We start from the raw sequence: 23954 nt of genomic DNA on the forward strand, positions 1-23954 counted from the left end.
CCTACTATTTCTCCACCGATGAAAAATATTTTTGTACGATTTGATGTAGCTCTCCCGGAAGTTGCAATCGCTCTGTTGTTTGCATATAAGAATCCTTATAATTGCCGATCACTTCTTTGTATGAACGAACGGATCCCTTGGTAACTTTTCCATTATCGCTTTGTTGAATAGATTGGGGATCACCATCACTTAACTTGCCCCTATCAGTCGTTGTTTTTCCTTTTTCACCAATACGATTAGGAATCGCTACTAAATCTCGATTGCCATTCCCCAAACCTGCACCAGACCCAAGACCTTTTTTAGTACCATTTCCTAAGTTGCTAGAATTTCCTGAACCATTGCTCCCCCCATTGCCATCACCATTTCCATTACTATTATTATTTCCATTACCGTTTTGATTGCCACTACCGTTGCCATTATTTTGATTGTTGCCTTGTTTTTGACCATTAGCCGAACTTTGCTTATTTGATTGTGAAGATGAGGATGAATGATATTGGGTAGCGTTTTGATTATTGTTTGTTGTACTATTTATATTCGTTTGTGAAGTTTGATTGCTCTTTTCCGTTGCTGTTGGATCAGATTGCATTGACTGATTAAGAGCAAGCTGTAAATTCGGACTGATCGATGTTCCAGATTGATTCAACGCTTTTTGAGTTTGTACAGCTTCTTTTGAAAGCGATGCTACTGTTTTGGTTAAATCTTGTAACTGCTGCTGCTCCTCTTTCGATAAACCTTTTTCAGCTGATGCTTCCTTATCCTCCAGTTTTTGTTTTTGAATTGTTAATTCTTTTTGCTTTTTGACAAGTGCTTGTAATGCTTCTTCCGTTGTTTTTGATTTTTTTAATTCCTTTCGAAGCTCTTCCATCGATTTTTTCGTTTCTGTTGTTTCCGCTCTCTTCTCCATATCCTTGACTGTCTTTTTCATGTCTGCTGTTATACGTTTTTCTTCTTTTACAGTATTGGCATATTGCTGTGAAGAAGAGGGGAACAATGACAGTAACGATATTCCTAAAATCAGGGCTATGCTCGCTGTGATCGACTTTGTATGCCATAAATTCTGTTTACGTTTGTTATATTCAACGACTGCATCTGCCGCTATTTTCTCCGTTTGGATGATGAGTTGCTGCGCTAAAGGTGAATTCAAATCCTCCATTGAATAAACGGTACGCAGTAAATTATCAGGAAAATAATTATCCAAAGCATTTAAGGTCTGTTTTTTGTTTGGACGTTTCCACCATAAATAGAAAGCTGCCATACAAAATGTTATAGCAGCTATTCCGATTGTCATTTCTTGATAAAAAGGAAGAACAAAAAAACGAGAAACAAACATGATGATGAAAGCCAATAACAATATGTAAGTAATCATGCGTTGACTATTCTTCAAAAAATATTCAACCATCATACTGTATCGAGCTTTTTGGACTGCTCTTGCTATTTGACTACGTTTGCTCATTTGTTGCCCTCCTCTATTTTTTCTTTCTCATATTGACACGTAGCTTTTTCACGGAAATCAATAAACAAATGATCGTGATCGCCATATAAAAAATGAGATATCCAGCCCAAACCGGAAAATGTATTTTTGTTATTTCAAACAGTGAGTCTGACATTTCTGGTGTGATTAATGTTAACATCAAAGCGATTGGATTAATCATTGCCCAAAAATGCGAAAAAGGCGCAGGATCATGATTTGGCAATGAAGAATTTTCCATCGTGCTAATACCAATGACAAAGAAAAATGCCGTAATCCCTGTTAAAAATAACATGGCTCCGTACGTCGAAATCATCGAAAGGATTGTTTTTCGAATTAACGTTGAAAACATCACACCAATACTTGCAATGGCTAGCATTGTTACGATCAAAAAAGCAAATATAATGAGTAGCTGTCCAGGTGAAATACCACCAAATAGGAAAACGAGACTATAAAGTGGTAACCCTGCAATAAGTAATAACAGTAAAAAAATGATGGAAGAACTCATTTTCCCAAAAATGATTTGAAACGAACTTTGAGAAGAAGTAAGCAAAATATTCAAAGTCTGTTTTTCACGTTCCGTACTAATGGCGCCTGCAGTCAACCCTGGTGTGATAAATAAAATCAATGCCAATTGTACATAGGTCAACATGCCAAACAAAAGCACACTTTGTTCTGGATTAATAAAACCATTCCCTGTAAAATTCGTGGAAATAAAGATAAAACCAAAAACAAACACACTCAATACTAGTAAATAAAATAGGATCCCTGCAAAACTTTTGAATGAACGGAAACGAAGCTTCAATTCCTTTATTAAAACGGGATTTTTAAATGTTGATTTCATATTTTCTCTACCTCCTCCGTTATTGCCATGAAGACATCTTCTAAATCCTTCTCATCTTCTGCAAAGGAAAGTATCGGTAGATCCATTTCGACCATTTTCCTCAATAGTTTCATTTGTTCCTCATCCGAACCATTGAATCTGAATTTTATTTTTTGATCGATTACTTCAATAGAGGAGACAAATGGATTTTCCTCAAAAGATTGTTTTGCTAAATTCATATCATAACCCGCTTGATATTTGACCGAGATAAACTTCTCGCCCATTATCTGTGCTTGGATTTCAGCTACTGAGCCATGTGCTATTAGCTTTCCACTATCAATAACACCTATTTCGTCACACATTTCTGCAAGCTCTGGAAGAATATGCGATGAAATCAAAATAGTTTTGCCCATCTCTTTTAACTGTTTTAAAATGTCGCGCATTTCTACTCGGGCTCTTGGATCAAGACCCGATGCAGGTTCATCTAATATTAACACCTTCGGATCATGGATCAATGTTCGAGCAAGGCAAAGCCGTTGCTTCATCCCTCTAGACAACACATCGACATATTCATAGCGTTTATGTGACAAGTTCACCAGTTCTAATAATTGAGGAATCAATTTCTCCCTTTGTTCTGCAGGTATCCCATAGCTAGATCCAAAGAAATCTAAATATTCCTCAGCCTTCAATTGATCATAAACTCCAAAAAAGTCAGGCATATATCCAATCAGCTTACGAACTTCTTCAGGGTTTTGTGTTACGCTGATACCATTTATATATGCTTCGCCATCTGTTGGCTGCAATAATGTTGAAAGGATTGAAAACGTCGTTGATTTACCAGCACCATTCGCACCAACAAAGCCAAAAACGATCCCCTCTTTTATGGTAAGATCCAGACCGTGTAATGCATAAAAGGAGCCATACTTTTTTGTTAACCCTTTGATTTCGATCATGGTTTAACCTCCCCTTTTAATTGTAAGGAAGGAATTGTCGTACTTGCATCATCAGACATTTTCCTTTCTAGTTTAAATTTCACTTGACCATCATTCGAAATATAATCTTTAATATTTTTCGTTAATGTAAATCGTCCATCATTGATCTCCTCATAACTTGATGTTTTTACATTAAAAATTTGAAGCAAAAGATTTTTTGTATCCGTGTTAGCTAATTGTAATTCTGTCCATGCGATTTTTTTGTTTTGCAGCATGTCTGGTATCGTCCATACAAAATCATAGGTTCCCTCTTCGATATGCCAGATTGAACTGTTTTCCAAATCCCTCTCTGCATAGCCTGAATTCGAAGTAGAATAAATATCGGCGCTCATCGAATTCGCAGGCAATACGAACTCGCCCGATAAATTGGTTTTTGGACTAAAGCTTTGAACGACCAAGTTGATAGAGGACATATCAGCTCTACTATTTTTCAAAGAAATGGGTGTAATAGGTTCATCTACCCAACCGACAAGTGCAGGCTGCTCCTTATTTGCGATTAAATCATAAGCAGAATACTTTAGCATTTGCTGACGACTTTTTATAATATCATCCTTATTCTTCACTTGACTTGAATAATTTGTGGTAACTGGCATAGCAGGTAGTAATAGGGCACCATTTATTGTTTGAGTTACTTTTAGTGTTTGTTCTGGCTTTATCGTCCCCAGTTTTAGCCATTGACTACCATACCAAATAGATACATCCTTTACTGTATAAGGCAAATTATTTGTGATATTCCCTTTTAATACGCTGTCCTCTACCTCTAAATCTATGTTAAAGCTACCTATATTTTGCATTTGCGACTGACCAGCTATAGTGGAGACAGACCAATATCGATTATTACGTATGGTAACCCTTTTTTCGTTTTGGAATTGTTCTAATATTCCTTGTTTATGAATAACTCCTCCTGTATCGAAATTACGTAACAAAGTCGCCGTACTATTCGGTGAGAGGGCAAATGTAAAATCTCCACTTCGATTGGTTAATAATGAATTTATAAAATAGCCATTCAGACTATCATCTTCATCTATTTCATATACAGCAGATTGTTGAATTTGCGGCTTTGATAGGCGATCCTTTGCGCCATAAGCAAATACTAAAATAGATATAAAAAGTGAAAGTGCTGGAATAATCCACCAAGCATACTCCCTCTTGTCTTTCTTTTTTAAAATAAAATACAAAAGTGGTCCTACAATGACAATATAAATAATAATGATGATGATTAATAATAATGTTGATACTTGGAACGTAGGAAACAATTCATTCGCATATGTATCACCTTCGATAAAATTCGTATACTGAGGATCTGTCTTCATATTACTAATGGCATTAATAGGAATAACCTTTTGTAATAATGGCTCATAGTCCTTTTCCATTGAAAGTGGTTCATCGCCTAAAGAAAAGGTTGTCTGAATAATTTGTCCATCCCCCAGAGTACGTTTTGCAGCTAAAATTTGATGGTCAACTTCTAACACTGTTTTTGCTTCTTTATCTGCTTTTTGAGCCGCATAAGTCGTAACATCATTAGAAAGTTTGACACCTTTTATCGATTTTTGGATATCCTTGGATGAAATCATCCTTGTTTGATCATTTAACGATAACGGTAAATCATTTTTAAATATTCCAATCTCCCCATCTAAATTATCAGAAGCTCCAATAACGATTGTTCCACCTAACTTCACCCATTCGAGTAAAGATTGTTGTTCTTCTTCCTTTAAAGATGCAATCGAATACTCGTCCACAACTACAATATCAGCGACCGACCAAGCACTCGCAGTTGTAGGGATCAAGTCTTGTTTTATTTGACCAAGATGAATGATTTCTGTAGAATTGTTTGTTGCCAATTTAGAAAGGACAGATAAACGATCGATGCTATTCGTAAACGTCAACACGAATGTACTTTCTCTTTCATACATTTGTGGTTTAATGACATCATCGCCGGTAAAACTAATTTCCTTGCCTGTTTTCCAATTTTCATCGTAAATATGAATCATTTTGTTTGAAGATATACCGTTCGAATACTGAGTTGAAAAATAATCTAGCATGATTTTAATCGTTTTTGTTTCATTAGCTCCTATTTCTAATGGTGTAACGATTCCCATGCCGCCAGAATATCCTTGTTGACTATCAATGACAATATCACCTGAAAACGCATCTCCCTTATTTGTAACAGTCAACAAAACTGGTAGTCCTTTTGTATCTTTTCCCTTATTATCAAAACCTGCGCTTACCCTAACATCTAAATTTGATTTTGCAGACACATTAAATGAGAAGGCTGGGAATATAGCTAAAAATAAAATTATACATGTAAAAAATACTGCTATCCTCTTTTTCAATTAAATACCTCCTTTTCTTCTCTATAATACAATTACGAATTTCGAACGAGGAAGGTTCCATATTTATAAAAAACACTAAAATATTACATGATTCTACAAAATGAGGGGGGACTATTTTTAAAAGTAAACTATCACGAACGATTGCTCACTTATACATAAAAAAGGTTTTTGTACAGAAAACCTGTGCCTCGGTCGATACATGCACCATCATCGTCTATGAAAAAAGAGTACAATTCAGTTTGATGATACTGAATGATACTCTTTTGCTTTTCAATGATGGATTTCATTCAAGGCAGATGCTTTTATATCTTGATGTAGGTCCCTACTGGGTGTTACTTGTGCCTTGATATGGAACTACTACCCTAAAATATGGGGTATAGTGATACTTCACACTAAAGGGGTTCCTTATCCCCCACTGAGTGTTAGTTAAACCAATCGGACTTTTACAGGCAGTTGTTCCTACATATTTTCCCTGTTTTCTCCTTAAGTCTCAATGAGGGAACTCTACTGCCTGTTAAAGCGGGGCAAACCATAGTGACGTAAAAATTGTTCAACAAATCGAACATTTACCTCAATTAGATCTTCATCTGGTTGAATAGAGGCATGGTGTAAACCAAACTCTGTATTGGCGCCTCCCCAGAACATCGCACCCGGAATATCTTTTAAGAAGAATCCGAAGTCTTCACCAGTCATTGCAGGAGGGCATTCATAAGCAACTACTCCTGCAGTTTCTTCAGCACATGCTAATAATGCCTTCGCACATTGCTCTTGATTATACACTTGATAATAGGATGAACCATAATCGATTTCCACTTTACATTCAAAAGCAATCTCCGTTGCTTTGCACAATGCTTCGATACGTTTTTTAATGAGCGACATAGATTCTGCGGACATTGTACGGATCGTACCCTCTAAACGTGCATTTTCTGCAATAACATTTTGAACATAGCCTGAGGTCATCTTTCCGATTGTAATTACACCACTATCTAACGGATTCAAATTACGACTAATAATCGTTTGCAGCTGAATCATTAAATTGGCAGCTGCTACTGACATATCCTTTGTAAGATGCGGATATGCAGCATGTCCACCTACTCCATGAAGATCGATAAACAATTCAGATGTATTGGCAAATAACATACCCGGTCTTGTAGCTACCGTTCCAACCGGATACTCTGGTGCTATGTGCATCGCAAAAATATAGTTGGGTACTAAATCAGGACGTTCTTCTTGCATCCATTCAAGCATAGGTTTTGCACCACCAGGACCTTCTTCAGCAGGTTGAAAATAAACGATAATCGTATTTTCAGGCTGTTGTTGAGAAAAAGCTGCCACTAGCCCAAGCGCAATGGTCATATGGAAATCATGTCCGCATGCATGCATAAATCCTGGGTGTTCTGATGCATATGGCAAACCCGTTTTCTCCGTAATCGGCAATGCATCAATATCCGTACGCCAACCAACCTTCAATTGAGGATTTTTCCCTGCGATTGTAACAATAATACCCGTTTTCCACGTATCAATTTTAAAATAAGGCTTCCATAATTGTTCAATGATAGTAAGCAAATATTGATGTGTCTTTTTTTCCTGAAAACCTATTTCAGGAATTTTATGTAAATCCCTTCTAATTTCCAATAAGGACTTCATCGTTTCAACACCTCTTATAATTGACGAAGATCTTGCATAATTTCTGTTTTAGATTTTGTTTTTTCATCGATTTCTTTAATGACTTTTGCTGGTGCACCGACTACGACAGTATATGGAGGTACATCTTTTGTAACAATGGCACCCGCTGCCACAACAGCCCCTTCACCAATTCGACAGCCCTCTAAAACGACCGCATTTGCCCCAATCATCACATTATCTTCAATAACGACTGGATCTGCGCTTGGTGGCTCAATAACACCTGCAAGAACGGCACCTGCACCAATGTGACAATCTTTCCCCACTGTTGCACGGCCACCTAATACAGCGTTCATATCGATCATTGAGCGATCCCCAATCTCAGCACCAATATTAATAACGCTTCCCATCATAATAACCGCATTATTTCCAATTGTTACTTGGTCACGAATAATGGCACCTGGTTCGATACGTGCGTTCACTTCTTTTAAATCTAAAGTTGGAACTGCTGAATTACGGCGATCATTCTCAACCACATAATCCTTGATAACATCTTTATGTGCTTCTAATGTTTGTTGAATTTCTGCCCATTCACCAAATACAACAACAGAATTGCCTTCTCCAAAAACTTGGCTGTTTTCTCCAAATGCTAATGATGAGACATTTTCACCTTTCACATATACTTTTACTGGTGTTGCTTTCTTAGCATTTGCTAGATATGAAATGATTTCTTGTGCGTTTAATTTTTGCATTCGACAATTCCCCCTATAATCTTGAAAATATGCCCTTATTGTACACGAAAAACAGGAATATTTCATTTGTTTTTTGAATAATCATACAAACACTCTGCATGTTTTTTCACTAGTTTCACAAAAGCAGCCACTTGTCTAAGCTCAAATGATGACTCATAGCCGATCAACCATGTATCACGAGTCAGTTCAAATTTTTCTTCGTTATTCGTCAGTTGAATTTTATTCACTTCTTCTTGACCACTTAACGTAATCGATGGCAAAATAGCATAACCAATTCCATTCAATGCCATTTGTTTACAAGTTTCAATTTGATCAACCGTAATTTGATGGCGAGGATTAGATGGAAAATGGCGTTGCCACCATTGTTGAATCTCTTGATAATAATTTGAATCACTTTTGAATTGGATAAAAGGTCTATCTGTTTTATAAACATCATCTAAACAAGTGATTTCTGTATCTACTAAATATAATGTATCCCTAAAAAGATGTTGTTTTGATCCTTTCCAATCCGTGTGACCACGTACAATCCCAACATGTGCTTCACCCTCATAAAGTGATTTAACAATTTCTGAACTCCACCCTGTAATCAGTGATATTTTAGCGTCTGGATATTGTGTCACAAAATCTTTTAACACTTTTGGCAACCAAGTGTGTCCAACAATAGATGCACAAGCAATTTTCAATGTACCATGCACCTTGGAATTTAAGGATTGAATAGTCTCATATATTTCTTCTTTTTTGACGATCATTTCTTTAGCAAATTGAATGACAAGTTCACCCGCAGGGGTAGGTGCCAATCCCTTTTGTGAACGTATAAAAAGCTGAGCACTCCAATCCTTTTCAATTGATTGTAAACGCTGGGATAATGCAGGCTGAGACAAAAATAATCGTTCCGCCGCCTTGCGCATATTTCCTTCTTCAGAAAGCACTTTGATGATTTGAGCCTCTGTTGTTGTCATCCAAAGGACCTCCCCTTATAAAATTCAGTCATATACTTATCTTTATACAGAATAGAGGAATTATCAATTCTAACGTTCTCATTAAGTAAAATACTATAGCCAAATATCCTTAAATCATATTTTATATCCTTGAATAAACATTTTAGAAAAAATAGGAGTGTACTTTCAAAGAAGCGTCGTTTCTATTTTTTTAAACATTTACCAAATCAAAAAATCTGCTCAATTCTATACATAAGAGTGAGCAGATTTTCACCAAATAATGGAATCATTTTTGGAACTATAGAGGCTTTTTCACCAAACCCTCTCAATCTCCAATATTAATAACTAATTTGATAGATATATTTTTTTAATTGTTTTAAAATAACACGTCTCGTCATAATCCCTACAAATTTTTCTTCATTATCTAAAACACATAAGAAAGCATGGTTAATAACTAAGTCTAACGCTTTTTGAAATTTGTCATGAATATTAAGTGTTGCTACTTTCTTGTCCATAATATCATCTACTTTTATATCGTTTAATTTTTCAAATTCAATATGATCTAATCCTAATATAGATTCTGTAATCATACGCATACTAAGTAAACCGTGAAGACAATATTGTGTATCCAACACTGGTATAGAAGAATAGCCGGTTTTCGTAAGTACAAGTAAAGCATGTTCTGCATTATTTCCCAATTGTACATGTGCAACTTTTTCAGAAGATATAATCAAATCAGCTATGGGTAACTCAAGGAAATCTTTGCTAGTCATAGAAATCATAATATTCTACTCCTTCACTTGCTCAAAATTGAACAAAAAACTTCAATTTCATCTTACCATATATTATTCAAAGATTTCCATTGGAGCACTTAAAGCGTTTACAATCTTTTCATATTCCATCAAAAGTTACATGTCTATTGAATTGGCTTATCATCGTAACTTGAGGTTGACCTGTGCTCTGCCAACGTACTTTCCAAGGAACATTTGATAAGTCATTCATCTCCTAAAGTCAACTGGCTCTGCCTCAGTCCACTACATGATAAAAATCGACTCTTGCTTTTTATGAAGAGCCATTAAATTTTATTTGTATAATACGATATAGTAAATGATGACGATCCCCATAAAAACGCCTGAAATAATGTAACACCATATAATCGGATTCAACATCGTTGGATTATTCTCAACTGTTTTTGAGTAAGATTCATCATAAGAGTCATTTTGCGCTTCTTGTTTTTTCGCAATACGTAGAGTCCAAATAAATGAAACAGCACTAATCAGTATAACAACAAAGATTAAAGGCCAAGTCCATATACCCATTAGAAAAACCTCTTTCTTTTTTCCTTAGTATGGCTTTATTTGTTTGACTTTATGCATGGTTCTTACATGACACTAGATAGAGTTGGTTTATGATCTAATTTCCGACTACGGATTGCTCACTTTCCTGTGAGACAGCTTCTTCAGATCAACTAACGAAGGAAAGACATATGTATTTTTGAAAACTCAAGCAATCTTCCATACCAATTCATAAAATAGAAAGGCTTACTCGCTAAACAAAAATCGGCTCAATCATACTTTAAAAAGTAAAATTGAACCGATTCTTACTAATTAGTTGCAGTATTATTTTGTAGAAAAAATTTTTAGAAGTTTCCCCATATCTCAGTAAAAAATCTATAAACATTCTTTTATATAAAAAGATTTAAAAAATTTTTATGTTAATGATACTACTTTCATAAGTTGTTCTACCGATACTGGTTTGCTAAATAAGAACCCTTGAGCTTTTTTGCACTGATACTCCTTCAAAAATCTAACATGTTCTTCTTTCTCTACACCTTCTGCGATAACATCTAGCCCAAGACTGTGAGCTAGGTGAACAATCGTCTTGGCAATCGCTCGATCTTTTTCATCATTATCCATATCTCGGATGAATGATTGATCAATTTTAATGATATCAATCGGGTATCTTTTGATATAGCTCAACGAAGAATAGCCTGTACCAAAATCATCGATTGAAATAATAAGCCCCATGCTTTTAAGCTGTTGCAATATGGTCATTGTATCTTCTTCATCAGTCATTGAGCTTTCTGTAATTTCGATTTCCAGCATTTTAGGATCTATGTCATACTCTTTTAAATACTGAAAAATTTTAGATGCTAACGTATCTTCTTTAAATTGTTTAGGCGAAATATTCACAGCAATTCTTATATTCGAAATGCCTAGTTTTTTCCATTCTCTTAACTGTTTGCATGCTTGCTCTATTACCCAGTTCCCAATTTCAATAATCAGACCTGAATCCTCCGCTATCGGAATAAATTGTCCCGGTGACACAAATCCAAATTTAGGATTTTGCCATCGAAGTAATGCTTCGCAGCTTGTAATTTTTCCTGTTTCCAAATCAATTTGTGGCTGATAATATAATATTAGTTCTTTTTTTTCTATCGCTCTACGCAAATGCGCTTCCATAAGTGCTGTATTTTGAAATTGATCTTCCATATTATTTTGATAGAAATGGTATCCTGACCTTCCTCGTTCTTTCACATAGAGTTGGGCCTGACTTGATTTTCTAAGAAGTTCATCAATATTTCCGCCATCATTTGGAAAGGTTGAAATACCAATGGATGTTGAAATAGGTATTTCTAACTCTTCTACAATAAATGGTTCTTTAATAATATCCATTATTTGTGTAGCAAAAAACTGTATACGTTCATTTGTGGCATTTTGTAAAACAAATATAAAATTATCACCATTTTGTCTATACAAATGTCCACAATCGTTTGTTATTTTAGAGATGCGATTGACTACTTCACATAAAATGTGATCTCCTATAGAAGATCCATACGTTTCATTAATTTTTTTAAAACGATCTAAATCTATCGCCATTACGGCTATTTTTTTGTTTTTTTGCTTGGCAATTTTGATATCATTCAGAAAATGTTCAGAAAGCGCTTTATTATTCCAAGCTCCCGTTAATTGATCATGATAGGATACATATGAGGTTTCTTCGCTATAAGATGTGACATCACGCAATAACAATAATATTTTGCTAATCGTTTGATGTTCTATAATCGGTATACTTCTAATAACAATCATTAAAGTTCTTCCTGCAATTGTCTTAATACCACAATTAGTTGATTCAATAGGCTTATGTAAAGCAACAGTGTCTTCAATTAATTTTTGAATCGCATTCTTCGAAAAAGATGGGATAAAATCATATAAGGAATTTCCAGTCACATTGGCATTTTTGTAACCAAATTTTGCTCTTGCTGCATTATTTGTATTTAAAATAGTACTATCTGGTGTAATCATTACAATTGGATCTAAATTATGTTCAAACAAGGCATTGAATAACGGACCTTGTTCTTCCTTATGTATGGTGCAATAATAATAAAAATTTTGTTCCTCTTGCTCAACTAGTACGGTTACTTTATGATCATTATCTATATCCTTAGTCATGATATTACTATTCATACTTAATAGTAATGTTTTTAGTGTTGACCAAACTTCATTTGGCAAGTAGTTCTCTGCTAATTGCCTATCTTCTAGGAGATTTCCAAATTGCTTTTGACAACGATCACTGGCAAAAGTAATATAAAATTTATCTTTCAATCTATGAATCAGCAAAGTTAAAACATTAGAATCTATTCGACTATTATAATTAGCTAATTTTCGTAAAGCTATCAGGTCTAAAGTTGTTTTTTTCATGTAATGCCTCCCAATGAAAACATAAACTATATTCCTATCATAATAGATTTCAAGTAAAATTTATATAAAAAATAGTGAAATCATTAAATTATTTCATGCAAATGTTACTAATATAATTGAAATACCTCAATTAGATTGTTCAAAAATAGGAATTTAGCTTCACACTAAATATTTTTAATCTTTAAAAGGTTCACGTCATGTCAGAAACAGTATAAAAGGTAAAGTGAAGTTTCTCATATACAGGACTTTCTTCATTCTCCGTTGCAGATACTTTGAACTAATATAATTTTTTACAGCCCCACTACTCTTACGTCCTACTTTTAAGAATGCTCTATGACATGCTACGTAGATTCTAAAAAAGAAGCACAGAACATTAACATTTTGTACAATGCTGATGCTCTGCGCTTTTCTTTTTACAGTTTTTTGAACAACTCTCGCCCATTTTACGGAATAGTTCAATTCGCCTTGCCTTCAGTCGATACTTTGCCAATTTTCTAAAGGATTTGGCTATCTGGGCAAATGCTGTTTCTTTTACTCCTCATCGATCAGTCCATGGAAAGCTTCTTTTAAGAAGATTTCTTGGCTATTAATCAACCGTTCAGAATCCTTCTTTTCTTTATAGCGATAAACACCATCTGGTCCCTGAACACGTGCCTTTACATTGTCGTTTAATTCAGTTTTTAAGATTTTTATGATTCTTTTTTTGATTCCTGTATCAAAAATCGGGAATAGAATTTCAACCCGCTTAACCATATTTCGCGTCATCATATCTGCAGAGGATAGATATAATCGATTTTCTCCATTATGACTGAACCAGTAAATGCGTGAATGTTCCAAAAATCTTCCAACAATGCTTGTAACCGTAATATTCTCACTAATACCTGGTACACCTGGTTTTAAACAACAAATTCCACGAATGACTAAGTCAACTTTAACTCCCACAATAGAAGCTTCGTACAATTTCATGATCAACTCTTTATCTGTTAAAGAATTCATTTTTGCACGAATATGTCCTTTGCCATATTTCTTGTGGCATGCAATTTCTTCATCGATCAATCTGATAAATTCATTTCGAATATCAAATGGTGAAACAACAAGATGATGGAAGTTTGGCTTTTCAGTATATCCACTTAAATAGTTAAAGAAATTCGTTGCATCGATCCCGATTTTTTTATTTGTCGTAATGATTCCCATATCTGTATAGATTTTCGCAGTGGCATCATTATAATTTCCCGTTCCTAAATGGACGAAACGCTCAATCCGTCCTCTGCGTTTACGAACGACTAACGTAATTTTAGAATGCGTTTTTAGATTATGCATGCCATAAATCACCAAACAGCCTGCTTGTTCTAGTTCCTTTGCCCAATGTACATTGTTCTCTTCATCAAATCGTGCTTTTAATTCTACTAAAACCGTAACTTGCTTGCCGTTTTCTGCTGCCTGTTTCAACGCTTGAATGACAGGGGAATTACCGCTTACCCGGTATAATGTTTGTTTGATCGCAAGAACGCTTGGATCAACAGAAGCCTCTGTAACAAAATCAACAATTGGCGCAAATGATTCATATGGATGATGGAAAAATAGATCTTGCGTTAATGCTTTTTCAAATAAATCTTCATCTGATTGTAAATCTAAAGGCGCTTGCGGTATAAAACTTTCATATTCTAGATATTCTCTTCCCTCACCAATCACTTTGCAGAAAGAGAATAAGAAAGTTAAATCTAACGGGCAATCTATGTTGTATACATCTGCTTCCCAGTCTTCTAAAACTTTCAGTAAGTATTGTAAAACATCTTCATCCATCTCGCCTGCTCGAACCTCAATACGGCTGACAGCGCCCCATTTTCTCTTTTTCAATTCTTTTTCGATTTCAACAAGAAGATCTCTTGCACCCTCTTCATGAATTGTTAAATCTGCATTTCTCGTCAGACGGAAAGATTGGACTGATTTTACTTTATAGCCAAAAAACAATTGATCGATGTTTGCAGTAATCACATCTTCCAATAAAACGCCCCGAATTTCATCTTGAGCAGAAGGAATTTGGATAAAACGCTCTAACACGGAAGGCACTTGAACAACTGCTATTTTTTCTCGGAATTCAGGTTCTGCATCCTCATGCTCAAGCAGTACAATAAGATTCATCGTTTTACTAAGCAATGTTGGGAAAGGACGATATGCATCAACTGCTACAGGCGTTAGTACTGGGAAAATGATTTCTTCAAAATATTTATTTAAGAACTCTTTTTGTTCTTTGCTAAGACTACTTGATTGCTCTAAATAAACTTTTTCTTTCGGTAGTTGTTTTAAAACCAAGTCTTTATACACTTCGTTTTGTCGTGCGACAAGTGCTGCTGTCCGCTCAGAAATACGTGATAACTGTTCCTTCGGTGTAAGTCCTGACTTATTTTCTGGTTTATGAAAACCTGCTCTCACTTGATCTTGAAGACCTGCAACTCTCACCATAAAAAACTCATCTAAATTGGAACTGAAAATGGCTAAAAACTTTAATCTTTCTAATAATGGATTATTCGTATCTTCTGCCTCTTGCAACACCCGTTCATTGAATGCTAGCCAGCTTAGCTCACGATTATTGTAATATTGTGGTTTGGCAATTTCCTCAAAATCTATTTTTGTAGCTTCCATCATTTATCCTTCCCTTTCAATGAAATGTAAATTGACGTTTTCCAGAAATAATCTATCGATATGTTTTTTCTGCCGATTTACTCTGTATATTTCTGCTAAAGCACTGCCTCTTGTATGGATAAATATATCTATTCCTTGATCTTTTCGTTCAATTGCAATATCTTGTACAATCTTTCGTTTGGACGCATCTAAAGCATACGCAAATTTAAGTAGTGCCCCCATTCCTTGAATCTGCTTCAACTCTGCTTCGGTAAACCATGTCATAAACGGTGTCACATATCTTTTGAATTCATCCTTGTTTTTGTAGGATGCTAATAGGGCCAAACGTACTCGATCTTTATGATTTAAACCATCTATCGAACGATTAGATAATAAATAAAATGTATGCTGACTTGCTGAATCTGTATCAATGTATTCTCCTAAATAAAATAACTTTGCAGCTTGTATTAACGTCGCAAGATCTTCATCAGAATAGTGTAACGCATCATGTTGGCAAAATTCTCGATATACCTTTTCACAGAGCGATGTAAAATACTCATTATGTTCTTTTGATTTTCCAAACTCTTGCGCTAAAAAGTCTACATTTGATTCAAAAACATGGTATTTATCAAAAGCATTGGGGTCTTTTTTTAATATTTTTTCAATCACTAGACCTTCCCTTAGCCCTTTTCGACTGAATTGAAAGATCGGACTTTGGGTAACGTCCATCAATGCTTGAAAAACTTCTAATACAGGCGCAATAATATCTGCCCTATCACTGGATAAACCATCGAGTTGTTTTAACTCCTCAAAACTTAACTCCGCAATTTCTAAGCGAATCGCATCAAAATCCTCTTTTGTCATTTTATATTGATGAATACCTGAAATCGGATAGTCTTTTTTACGCTGATCCATTTTAGCCATATTACGTGCACTACCGCCGATACCAATCACAGGCAACCCTAGTCCTACCAGCCAGCTTAAGGATAAAAATTGTTCTTTCGCAAACTGGTAGATTCTTTGGCGTTCTTTGCTCGTTAACGTATCACCCTTCATAAATTGTTGTTTTAACGAAACTGAGCCAAAAGGAAAACTGTGTGAATACACAAGTTCTTTGTCTTTAAAATATGTAACCTCCGTACTTCCTCCGCCCATATCGATCGTAACTGCTGAAGGTGTTGATAATGTATGCACAACCGCAAAATATCCATAAAATGCTTCTTGTTTTTCGGACAATAACCTGATATCAATGCCGATTTCTTTTTTCATTTTCTCCAAAATTTCCACACCATTTGTTGCTTGACGAATAGCAGCGGTTGCAGTTGCTAACACATCTTCTATACCATAGTCATGTAACATTTCTTTAAAGGTTTCTAAAATGGTTTGTAACTCTGCGATACCTTGATCTGATAATCGACCATCTGGTAATATAAAATTTCTCAAACGAGCAACTACTTTAATATTTTCAATTTCTTTCATTCCTCGTTTTACATCATACTTGTACAACACTAATCGAATCGTGTTCGAACCTATATCAATAACAGCTATCTGATCAATTTTCACTTCATCACATCCTTTTACTTCAGCACTGACTATATACAATGAATAATAATATTGTTATCATTGTATATTATAAATTGAATGATCAGAAATTCCCCTCGCATTCAATATTATTGACTTTCTATGAAAGGTAGGTTTTTTCATGAACAATCAGTATAAAAACGAAGAAATAGCTACAGCTATTTATACGATTAACAAACATGCAAAAACAGCCCCCGATAATCAACCACTTTACACCTTAAAACGCCTAGCTCTCGAGAAATTGATTCATTTAGGTCGTGCTAAAAAGCTAGGTCTACATTTTGTCAACAACCCACGTTATAGTCAACAACAATCCACTGTGGTCATTAAATGTGCCGATTATTATTTTCACACATTACCGAAAAAGGAAGACTTTAAACGATTACCCCACTTAGGACATCTTGATGAAACATATCGCAATCCTCGTAGAAAAATGAGTCTTAATATTGCCAAGAGTATACTGAAAGATTTCTTAGATTTAAAATATTCTCAACAATCGCCTAAAACAAACAGATTATCACCAAAGGCAATTTATGATGAAAAAAAGAAACACGATTATTATAAAAAAATGAGTTATTTTTATGGCCATTGATGCTAGTTTATAACATAAAAACCGGAATCTAGAGGAAACAGATATCCGGTTTTTTCATCTTTTACAGAATATATTCATCTACTTTTAAAATTAGTTCCGCAATTTCTGGCTTACTGATTTGATCTTCAGCGCCTACCTCTTCACCTTTATGTCGTAGATCATCCGTAATTAAGCTTGAAAAGATGATGACCGGTAATTTTTTCAAGACCGGATTTGATTTCACCTGTTTGGTTAGATGATGGCCATCCATTTGGGGCATTTCAATATCTGTTACCATCAATTGAACATATTGACTAATATCATCTGTTTTTTCGGCAATGCTTAATAGATAGTCTAATGCATCTTTCCCATTTTCAAAAAACTCAACATTCTCATATCCCGCTTCGAGCATCGTATCATGCAATAGTTTTCGTAATAACGGTGAATCCTCCGCAATGACAATTCTCTTTTCTGACCGTTCTCGTTTACCTAATTTCTTCACAGATGCTACATTAATACCTGAATCAGGATTAATATCAACCATGATTTTTTCGAAATCTAATAATAACAACATGCTATCTTCTCGCTTGATAACACCAATTACTTGTGAATTACCGCCTTGATACATGTCTGATGGTTTTTCAATTTGATCCCATGAGAATCGATGAATTTGTGTGACATTATCCACATGAAAAACAACCCGCTGTTTATTAAATTCTGCAACAATGTATTTTTGTTGTTCACTGTAGGATGAATTCACTAATCCCAAAACTTTTTTCATATCTACTACTGGTAATACTTCACCACGTAATTGGATAATCCCTTCAACATGTGGATGTGCATGTGGAAGAAAAGTCACTGGTATTGGTTGAATGATTTCTTTCACTTTAATAACATTGATACCAAATTTATTTGAGCCGACTTCAAATTCGACAATTTCAAGCTCATTTGTGCCGCTTTCTAGTAATATCCCTTTATTTTCATTCATTCAGTCAACCTCCCAAAATATTACTACTTTATCACTTCAATTGTATCATAATTGTAAGATTAGTCACATAACAATTCGTGACATTCGTACGAACTATTGCTTAAAGTGAAATTTCGCATAGTAAGTTTTTTCTTCATTTCATCCCTCACTGTGTATAAGTTAAACTGATCGGATTTTTACCAGGCAGCGGATTCCTCTATTACCTTCTGCTTACTGCATATGTCTTGAAGTGAACGGCTTTACTGTCTGTTAATAAATGATGAAAAAACAGGCGTGTTGATTATCCAATTTAATCCATAAAAATAGGGGGATTCGTTGATTTCCTCTCCGGCTTGCTCGCTTTCCTGCGGGCGAATGCTGGGGGCAACAGGATGTTGGTCACGGAGTCGTTGCCACAGGACGTGGCGCCCTTAGACTCCGTTCCTTAATCGCTACGCTGCGGGGTCTCATCTATTCGCTTTTCCCGCGGGACGTTGAATTGACTTCCTGAATCCACACCGCACGAAGGAAATGCGTGCATTTTCGAGGACTCGAGCAAGCCGCAGCGAAGATCTATATAAATAGTCTTAAAAATACAGAGTTTTTCAAAGATTACACCGAATATGTATTCCTAATTTTTGTAAAATAAACACGCGTGATGAAAAAACATACTAATGATTACTGAAAAATACGATATTCTGCTTACAATCCCAAATAGTTCTTTCGTAATAGTTTCATAGATATATCGTAAACATGGATGATTTCACTCTACTTATAGCAAATGAGGTGAAGTCTATCTATCATCTATCAACCATATTCAAAAAACTCCTCTTCAATTATTCGTAATAATTAATCAACGCTTGTGTTCCGTTATTATCATACCCTTTAGCGGATAACTCATCATACATTTGTTTTGCTAGTGCGAGCCCCGGCAATTCAAGTTGCATAAGCTCTGCTTCTTGCAAAGCGATCCGCATATCTTTGATAAAATGTTTAATATAAAAGCCAGGCTCTAAATCTCCCTTTACCATACGAGGTGCTAGATTACTTAATGACCAAGATCCGGCTGCCCCTGCTGATATAGATGCTAAAACCTTGTCAATATCTAATCCGGCCTTCTTACCATAAGCAATTGCTTCACAAACACCGATCATATTCGTTGCAATAGCAATTTGGTTACACATTTTTGTGTGCTGTCCTGCTCCTGCTTGTCCTTGATAGACGATGTTCTGTCCAAACGTTTGGAGAAGAGGTAAGACTTTTTCAAATACATTTTTTTCTCCTCCAACCATTATGGATAATGTACCGTTTTGAGCACCTATATCACCTCCAGATACAGGAGCATCTAAAGCGTCCAATTGTAAAGATTTAGCATGGTCTGCAATTTTCTTCGCCAATGTTGGCTGTGAAGTTGTCATATCGATAACAATTGATCGAGGCTTAGCCATCGCAAATATGCCCTCATTGCCAAAATATACATCCTCTACATCTTTTGGATAGCCAACCATTGTAAAGATGATATCTGAGTTCTTAGCCACTTCCCCAGCAGTACTGTGCCATTCGGCGCCCAATTCGATCAATGGCTCTGCTTTCGCCTTTGTACGAGAATAGATATGTACACTATATCCTGCCTTCAATAAATGCTTAACAATGCTTGCTCCCATTACTCCTGTACCAATAAATCCTATTGTCCCATTGCTTATCATCGAAAAACCTCCTATCAATTACACCTCCAGCTATCCAGCATCCGGATTTTTCAAAAATTCGTGACATCCTCTGGAGGCTTTATCTTGATTCAGCTGGCGTTTTATACACTCGCTGAATTACGAAAAACAAGCATTCACCTCACCACCCATAGAGGTGGGAATCTTCCATACCCGTCGCTACTCTTTCGATACATAAAACCTTTGCTGAATCAAGATAAAATGTTATCCACATTGTACCAGAATTTTTAGGTTTTATGTTAAATGTAGAGCCTAAAAATATTTATAGTGCCGATTCTCTTCCCAACGACCGCAGCCCAGTTTTATAAGCTTTTAACGATCGATGCACTGATTGGGATAAACATATGTATAACTTTAAAAAATTGATCCGTTTATAATAAATTTGAGAGCCTTCTGTACCTGCCACTACGTTCTTGTCGCATAAAACATTTGCTGAATCAAGATAAACATACCTAGCTTTTATATCAAGAACAGATTTTAATGTTGCCTTTTTTATTTTTATCCTCAAAAAAAGCAGATACAAATGTATCTGCTAAAGAAAGGGGAAAATGAGAATGTTGCTATACTCTTTATTACTATTTCACCCTTTTAAATATTTATACTTAAATTTTTTTTAATTAGACTATCCATTTTAAATTATTTTAGAACGGCTCATTTTCATTGTTTGATTAACTCGATATTTCTAGCATACTCCTTCTTTGTATCATGGTTATTTTGCATTTGGTAAGCATTTAATAATTGATCGAGCTTTTTACTTAAGCGGATGGTTTCAACATTTGAAAAACCGTTCTCAATACCAGAGCGAATCATTTTCTCTCTTGTCTTCTCCAACTTTTTTAAGATGGATTCAGTCATACACCATCCTCCTTTCAGCAAAATTCATGTACATTATTATACTATTATTCCCACATTTTTGGAGATGAAAGTTCCGACATTATTCGACATATCAACTTCTAGCCTTTTCTAAGTAGACGTACACGATATTGCCTCCTTGATGTGCAATCCCTCGAAAATGCTTAAAATCTTCTCTTTCAACTAAAGCTTCTCTTAAAGCATAAAAATCATGCTTATCAACTTCTAATTCTTTGATCGTACCATTCTTTAGATCTTCAAGTTTTTTTTCGTACTCATTCATATTGAATAACTTCCTTTTCCTATATTGTCAAAAATAAAAATAAAATTCTCCACATATAATACTTTACGAACGAACAATTTTAAGGCAAACTGTAAAGTATTAGTGGACGAAGGGGCTGAACTATATGAAAATAGCTGAAGTTGGAAATATTATTGAATTCGGTGATGGTCTTCAAGGTATTGTTGAAAAAGTGAATGAGAACTCCGTTATCGTTAATCTCACCTACATGGAAAACTTCAACCAATTAGATATGGAAGAAAAAACTGTAGTAAATCATAAGCGCTATCGAATTTTAGCAAATACCGCCGAAAAATAGCAAATAAATTTCCTATTATACATATCACCGTGCATTTACGGGTGCTGTTTAATTCGAAATATTGCTAAAATTTAAGTCTGCTACCCATTCAACATCATGAGGGTAGCTTTTCTTATGAAATACGTAATATCTTCTCATAGCTGACCTTGTATATAATATCACTGTTATTCCTATTATTACCACTTAAATGGTTTTTAAACTAAAATTTTTTTATTTGGGATTTTCACGTTTATATTCACATATTTGCCCCAATTTTTCCTAGTGGACATGCTGACTATTCTCACCAGTCAAGTATTCCTATAGAAAAAAGCGAGTGATGTCTTTTCAATTCATCACTCGTTTTTCACGCATACACTAATACGATAAATCCTTAATCGATAATCCTAATTTTTTTAGTAATTTTATCGCTTGATCTTTTTCTTCAGAAGATAAGGCATTTGTTAACTCGTGCAGTTGCTGTTCATGTTTTGGAAAAAGCTCGTCCATAAATTTTGCACCCTCATCTGTTATCTCCGCATATGTAATACGACGATCCGATGGACAAGAAACCCGAACTAAATAACCACGTTTCTCTAATTTATCAATCACATACGTAATAGAGCCGCTTGCCAACAATATTTTGCTGCCAATTTTTTGAAGCGGTTGACGACCTTTATGGTAAAGTAATTCCAGCACTGCAAATTCAGTCGGATTTAAGCCATTATCTTGGAAAAATTGATTTGTGCATTCATTAATCGCTTTATTTGCCCTTGAAAGTACAATAAATAATTTTAACGATTGTTTCACTTCTTCTGATGCCATAATATTCATCCTCTATATTGATTATCTTAATTTAAAATCATTATAGCGATACTTCAGAAGCTTTGTCAAAAATGCTTTTTCCTATACTGGATAATAAAGATTACGTTGAACCTGTAATTCAGGAATATCAATTTTATGATCCTCTGCAACTTGGCTCTTTTTATTTTTCATAACAAGAGGAAATACAAGTTCAAACGTAGTTCCTTCCCCTTCTTTACTTGTCGCAAATATTTCGCCGTTATGTTCCTCTACTGTTTTTATCACAAAAGGCAGACCTAATCCAGTTCCCTTTGGCTTTGTTGTATAAAATGGTAAAAAGATATTTTGTAATTGTTGCTCAGACATCCCTGTCCCTTCATCTTTAATAGATATTGTTACTTGGTTTTGATAATCTATATATCGATGAATCGTAATATTACCTCCGGTAGACATCACTTCAATCGCGTTCTTTAACAAATTAATGAACACTTGTTTCATTTTATTTTTGTTTCCTAAAATAGAATCATTACCAAATATATTTTCTTCATACAAAATATGAACATCCTGCATCAATGCTTGAGGTCTCATTAACTCTAATGTTTGTTCAATCAGTTCACCAATAGAAAAAACGTGCATTTCATACTCTCCAGGTTTTGATAGATTTAAGAATTCACTGACAATATTTTCGATTCTCTGAATTTCACTATCGATAACAGATAAATAGCGTTTATTCTCATCGGTTGCTGTCATTTTCATCAAATCTGTAAATCCTTTCAGAGAAGTCATAGGATTCTTAATCTCATGCGCTATACTTGCTGCCATTTCACCTATCATTTGAAGGGTTTGCTGATGCTCGATTTGTTTAATCATCATTATTTTTTCTGTTTCATCTCGTACAATGGTTAAATGGATATCAGCTAAACTGTCATAATTACTCATTAATTGTACATAGCGAATACCATTTTTGGTAGGAACCTGGACCGTTACTTCCGCATTCCCACCATTCAACAACTTATGAAAGAATCGATGAATTTTATTTCTATCTTTCGGGAATAGTGTTAATAATATGCTTGAATATTGACCTATCAATCCTTTACTTGTAATATTAAGAAGTTTTTCGGCCACTTCGTTAATTTCGATAACTTTACCTTCTACATCTGTTAATACGAGTCCATTTTCAGTTTGATCAAATACACGTTGATATTTTGTTTCAATGTCATAGTGTTTTTCAATTTTAATGGGTGCTTCTGAATAATGAAAACATAGTAAAATCCAATCATATACATCTGAATAGTGACTAGTTACTTTCATATCCTCAATTCTATAGTTTATCGTATCGATCGTCATTTTCTCAGCTATATACGAATGACTTTTAGACTTTTCAATTATTCTTTTCCAAGTTTTATAAGATTCTTTATTAAACCAACTACTAATATTGATATCTTCCTCTATTTGTAATAGATTTTGAGCTAATTCATTTGCATGCAAAACATGGTACCTATGATCCACGATTACTATTGGTTCTTCACAATCTTCAAACGAAAAATCAAAAGCTTGAAAAAATTTCCTAGTCATGAGATACTCACCAAGCCCTTCTTGTTTTATCAACATTATATGAATCTTGTCCA

General features: G+C 34.9%; 20 protein-coding genes. 2 read left to right on the top strand and 18 right to left on the bottom strand.

All coding sequences use genetic code 11. The features are described 5' to 3' along the window. Positions 1 to 4 precede the first annotated feature (4 nt). The 12 genes from FEZ13_RS08795 to FEZ13_RS08850 all read right to left on the bottom strand — a co-directional run bounded on the left by FEZ13_RS08795 (position 5) and on the right by FEZ13_RS08850 (position 16815). The gene (locus FEZ13_RS08795; RefSeq protein ID WP_146552325.1) at positions 5 to 1453 is read right to left on the bottom strand and encodes a lipocalin/fatty-acid binding family protein; all 1449 of its coding nucleotides are present in this window, start codon (positions 1451 to 1453) and stop codon (positions 5 to 7) included. 13 nt (positions 1454 to 1466) lie between these two features. After that, on the bottom strand, positions 1467 to 2312 hold the full coding sequence (locus FEZ13_RS08800; RefSeq protein WP_146552326.1) for an ABC transporter permease: 846 nt from the start codon (positions 2310 to 2312) through the stop codon (positions 1467 to 1469). Continuing rightward, positions 2309 to 3244 (bottom strand): ABC transporter ATP-binding protein, encoded by a 936-nt coding sequence (locus tag FEZ13_RS08805; RefSeq protein WP_146552327.1) that lies wholly within the window; start codon positions 3242 to 3244, stop codon positions 2309 to 2311. Before FEZ13_RS08805 ends, FEZ13_RS08800 begins: the two co-directional genes overlap by 4 nt. Next, positions 3241 to 5616: a hypothetical protein gene (locus tag FEZ13_RS08810; protein ID WP_146552328.1), complete on the bottom strand. Its 2376-nt coding sequence runs from the start codon at positions 5614 to 5616 to the stop codon at positions 3241 to 3243. Before FEZ13_RS08810 ends, FEZ13_RS08805 begins: the two co-directional genes overlap by 4 nt. A gap of 504 nt (positions 5617 to 6120) precedes the next feature. Beyond that, positions 6121 to 7263 carry an N-acetyldiaminopimelate deacetylase gene (locus FEZ13_RS08815; RefSeq protein ID WP_146552329.1) on the bottom strand — a complete coding sequence of 381 codons (1143 nt, stop codon included), beginning with the start codon at positions 7261 to 7263 and terminating at the stop codon, positions 6121 to 6123. A 14-nt stretch (positions 7264 to 7277) separates the two neighbouring features. Beyond that, positions 7278 to 7991, bottom strand: coding sequence for a 2,3,4,5-tetrahydropyridine-2,6-dicarboxylate N-acetyltransferase (dapD, locus tag FEZ13_RS08820; protein ID WP_146552330.1), 714 nt, complete (start codon positions 7989 to 7991; stop codon positions 7278 to 7280). A gap of 62 nt (positions 7992 to 8053) precedes the next feature. After that, positions 8054 to 8950, bottom strand: coding sequence for a transcriptional regulator CcpC (locus tag FEZ13_RS08825; protein ID WP_146549532.1), 897 nt, complete (start codon positions 8948 to 8950; stop codon positions 8054 to 8056). 317 nt (positions 8951 to 9267) lie between these two features. Beyond that, positions 9268 to 9711, bottom strand: coding sequence for a cyclic-di-AMP-binding protein CbpB (cbpB, locus tag FEZ13_RS08830; RefSeq protein WP_146552331.1), 444 nt, complete (start codon positions 9709 to 9711; stop codon positions 9268 to 9270). A gap of 300 nt (positions 9712 to 10011) precedes the next feature. Next, on the bottom strand, positions 10012 to 10248 hold the full coding sequence (locus FEZ13_RS08835; protein ID WP_146552332.1) for a hypothetical protein: 237 nt from the start codon (positions 10246 to 10248) through the stop codon (positions 10012 to 10014). A gap of 390 nt (positions 10249 to 10638) precedes the next feature. Then, positions 10639 to 12630: a sensor domain-containing protein gene (locus FEZ13_RS08840; protein ID WP_146552333.1), complete on the bottom strand. Its 1992-nt coding sequence runs from the start codon at positions 12628 to 12630 to the stop codon at positions 10639 to 10641. 531 nt (positions 12631 to 13161) lie between these two features. Beyond that, on the bottom strand, positions 13162 to 15276 hold the full coding sequence (locus FEZ13_RS08845) for an RNA degradosome polyphosphate kinase (protein WP_304621400.1): 2115 nt from the start codon (positions 15274 to 15276) through the stop codon (positions 13162 to 13164). Beyond that, complete coding sequence (locus FEZ13_RS08850) at positions 15277 to 16815, bottom strand: Ppx/GppA family phosphatase (protein WP_255473081.1); 1539 nt, start codon at positions 16813 to 16815, stop codon at positions 15277 to 15279. It lies immediately after the preceding gene. Positions 16816 to 16954: 139 nt separating this feature from the next. Here FEZ13_RS08850 and FEZ13_RS08855 point away from each other — a divergent pair, with 139 nt between their 5' ends. Further along, positions 16955 to 17425: a YkyB family protein gene (locus tag FEZ13_RS08855; RefSeq protein ID WP_146552334.1), complete on the top strand. Its 471-nt coding sequence runs from the start codon at positions 16955 to 16957 to the stop codon at positions 17423 to 17425. Positions 17426 to 17486: 61 nt separating this feature from the next. Here the strand turns inward: FEZ13_RS08855 and FEZ13_RS08860 are convergent, their stop codons facing one another. From FEZ13_RS08860 to FEZ13_RS08875, 4 genes are all read right to left on the bottom strand, one after another. Continuing rightward, positions 17487 to 18392: a chemotaxis protein gene (locus tag FEZ13_RS08860; protein WP_146549538.1), complete on the bottom strand. Its 906-nt coding sequence runs from the start codon at positions 18390 to 18392 to the stop codon at positions 17487 to 17489. An 815-nt stretch (positions 18393 to 19207) separates the two neighbouring features. After that, complete coding sequence (locus tag FEZ13_RS08865) at positions 19208 to 20077, bottom strand: NAD(P)-dependent oxidoreductase (RefSeq protein ID WP_186725822.1); 870 nt, start codon at positions 20075 to 20077, stop codon at positions 19208 to 19210. A 675-nt stretch (positions 20078 to 20752) separates the two neighbouring features. Continuing rightward, positions 20753 to 20950: an aspartyl-phosphate phosphatase Spo0E family protein gene (locus FEZ13_RS08870; RefSeq protein WP_146552335.1), complete on the bottom strand. Its 198-nt coding sequence runs from the start codon at positions 20948 to 20950 to the stop codon at positions 20753 to 20755. A 91-nt stretch (positions 20951 to 21041) separates the two neighbouring features. Next, positions 21042 to 21230: a hypothetical protein gene (locus tag FEZ13_RS08875; RefSeq protein ID WP_146549540.1), complete on the bottom strand. Its 189-nt coding sequence runs from the start codon at positions 21228 to 21230 to the stop codon at positions 21042 to 21044. Positions 21231 to 21354: 124 nt separating this feature from the next. On the opposite strand from FEZ13_RS08875, the gene FEZ13_RS08880 reads away from it, so the two are divergent. After that, the gene (locus FEZ13_RS08880; RefSeq protein ID WP_146549541.1) at positions 21355 to 21546 is read left to right on the top strand and encodes a YkvS family protein; all 192 of its coding nucleotides are present in this window, start codon (positions 21355 to 21357) and stop codon (positions 21544 to 21546) included. 354 nt (positions 21547 to 21900) lie between these two features. Here FEZ13_RS08880 and FEZ13_RS08885 read toward each other — a convergent pair whose 3' ends face one another. Further along, positions 21901 to 22347 carry a MarR family winged helix-turn-helix transcriptional regulator gene (locus FEZ13_RS08885; protein ID WP_146549542.1) on the bottom strand — a complete coding sequence of 149 codons (447 nt, stop codon included), beginning with the start codon at positions 22345 to 22347 and terminating at the stop codon, positions 21901 to 21903. Between the two features lie 81 nt (positions 22348 to 22428). Next, positions 22429 to 23901 carry an ATP-binding protein gene (locus FEZ13_RS08890; protein WP_186725823.1) on the bottom strand — a complete coding sequence of 491 codons (1473 nt, stop codon included), beginning with the start codon at positions 23899 to 23901 and terminating at the stop codon, positions 22429 to 22431. Between the last annotated feature and the right edge of the window lie 53 nt (positions 23902 to 23954).

This window comes from Rummeliibacillus sp. SL167 (assembly GCF_007896505.1).
GTDB lineage: Bacteria > Bacillota > Bacilli > Bacillales_A > Planococcaceae > Rummeliibacillus > Rummeliibacillus suwonensis.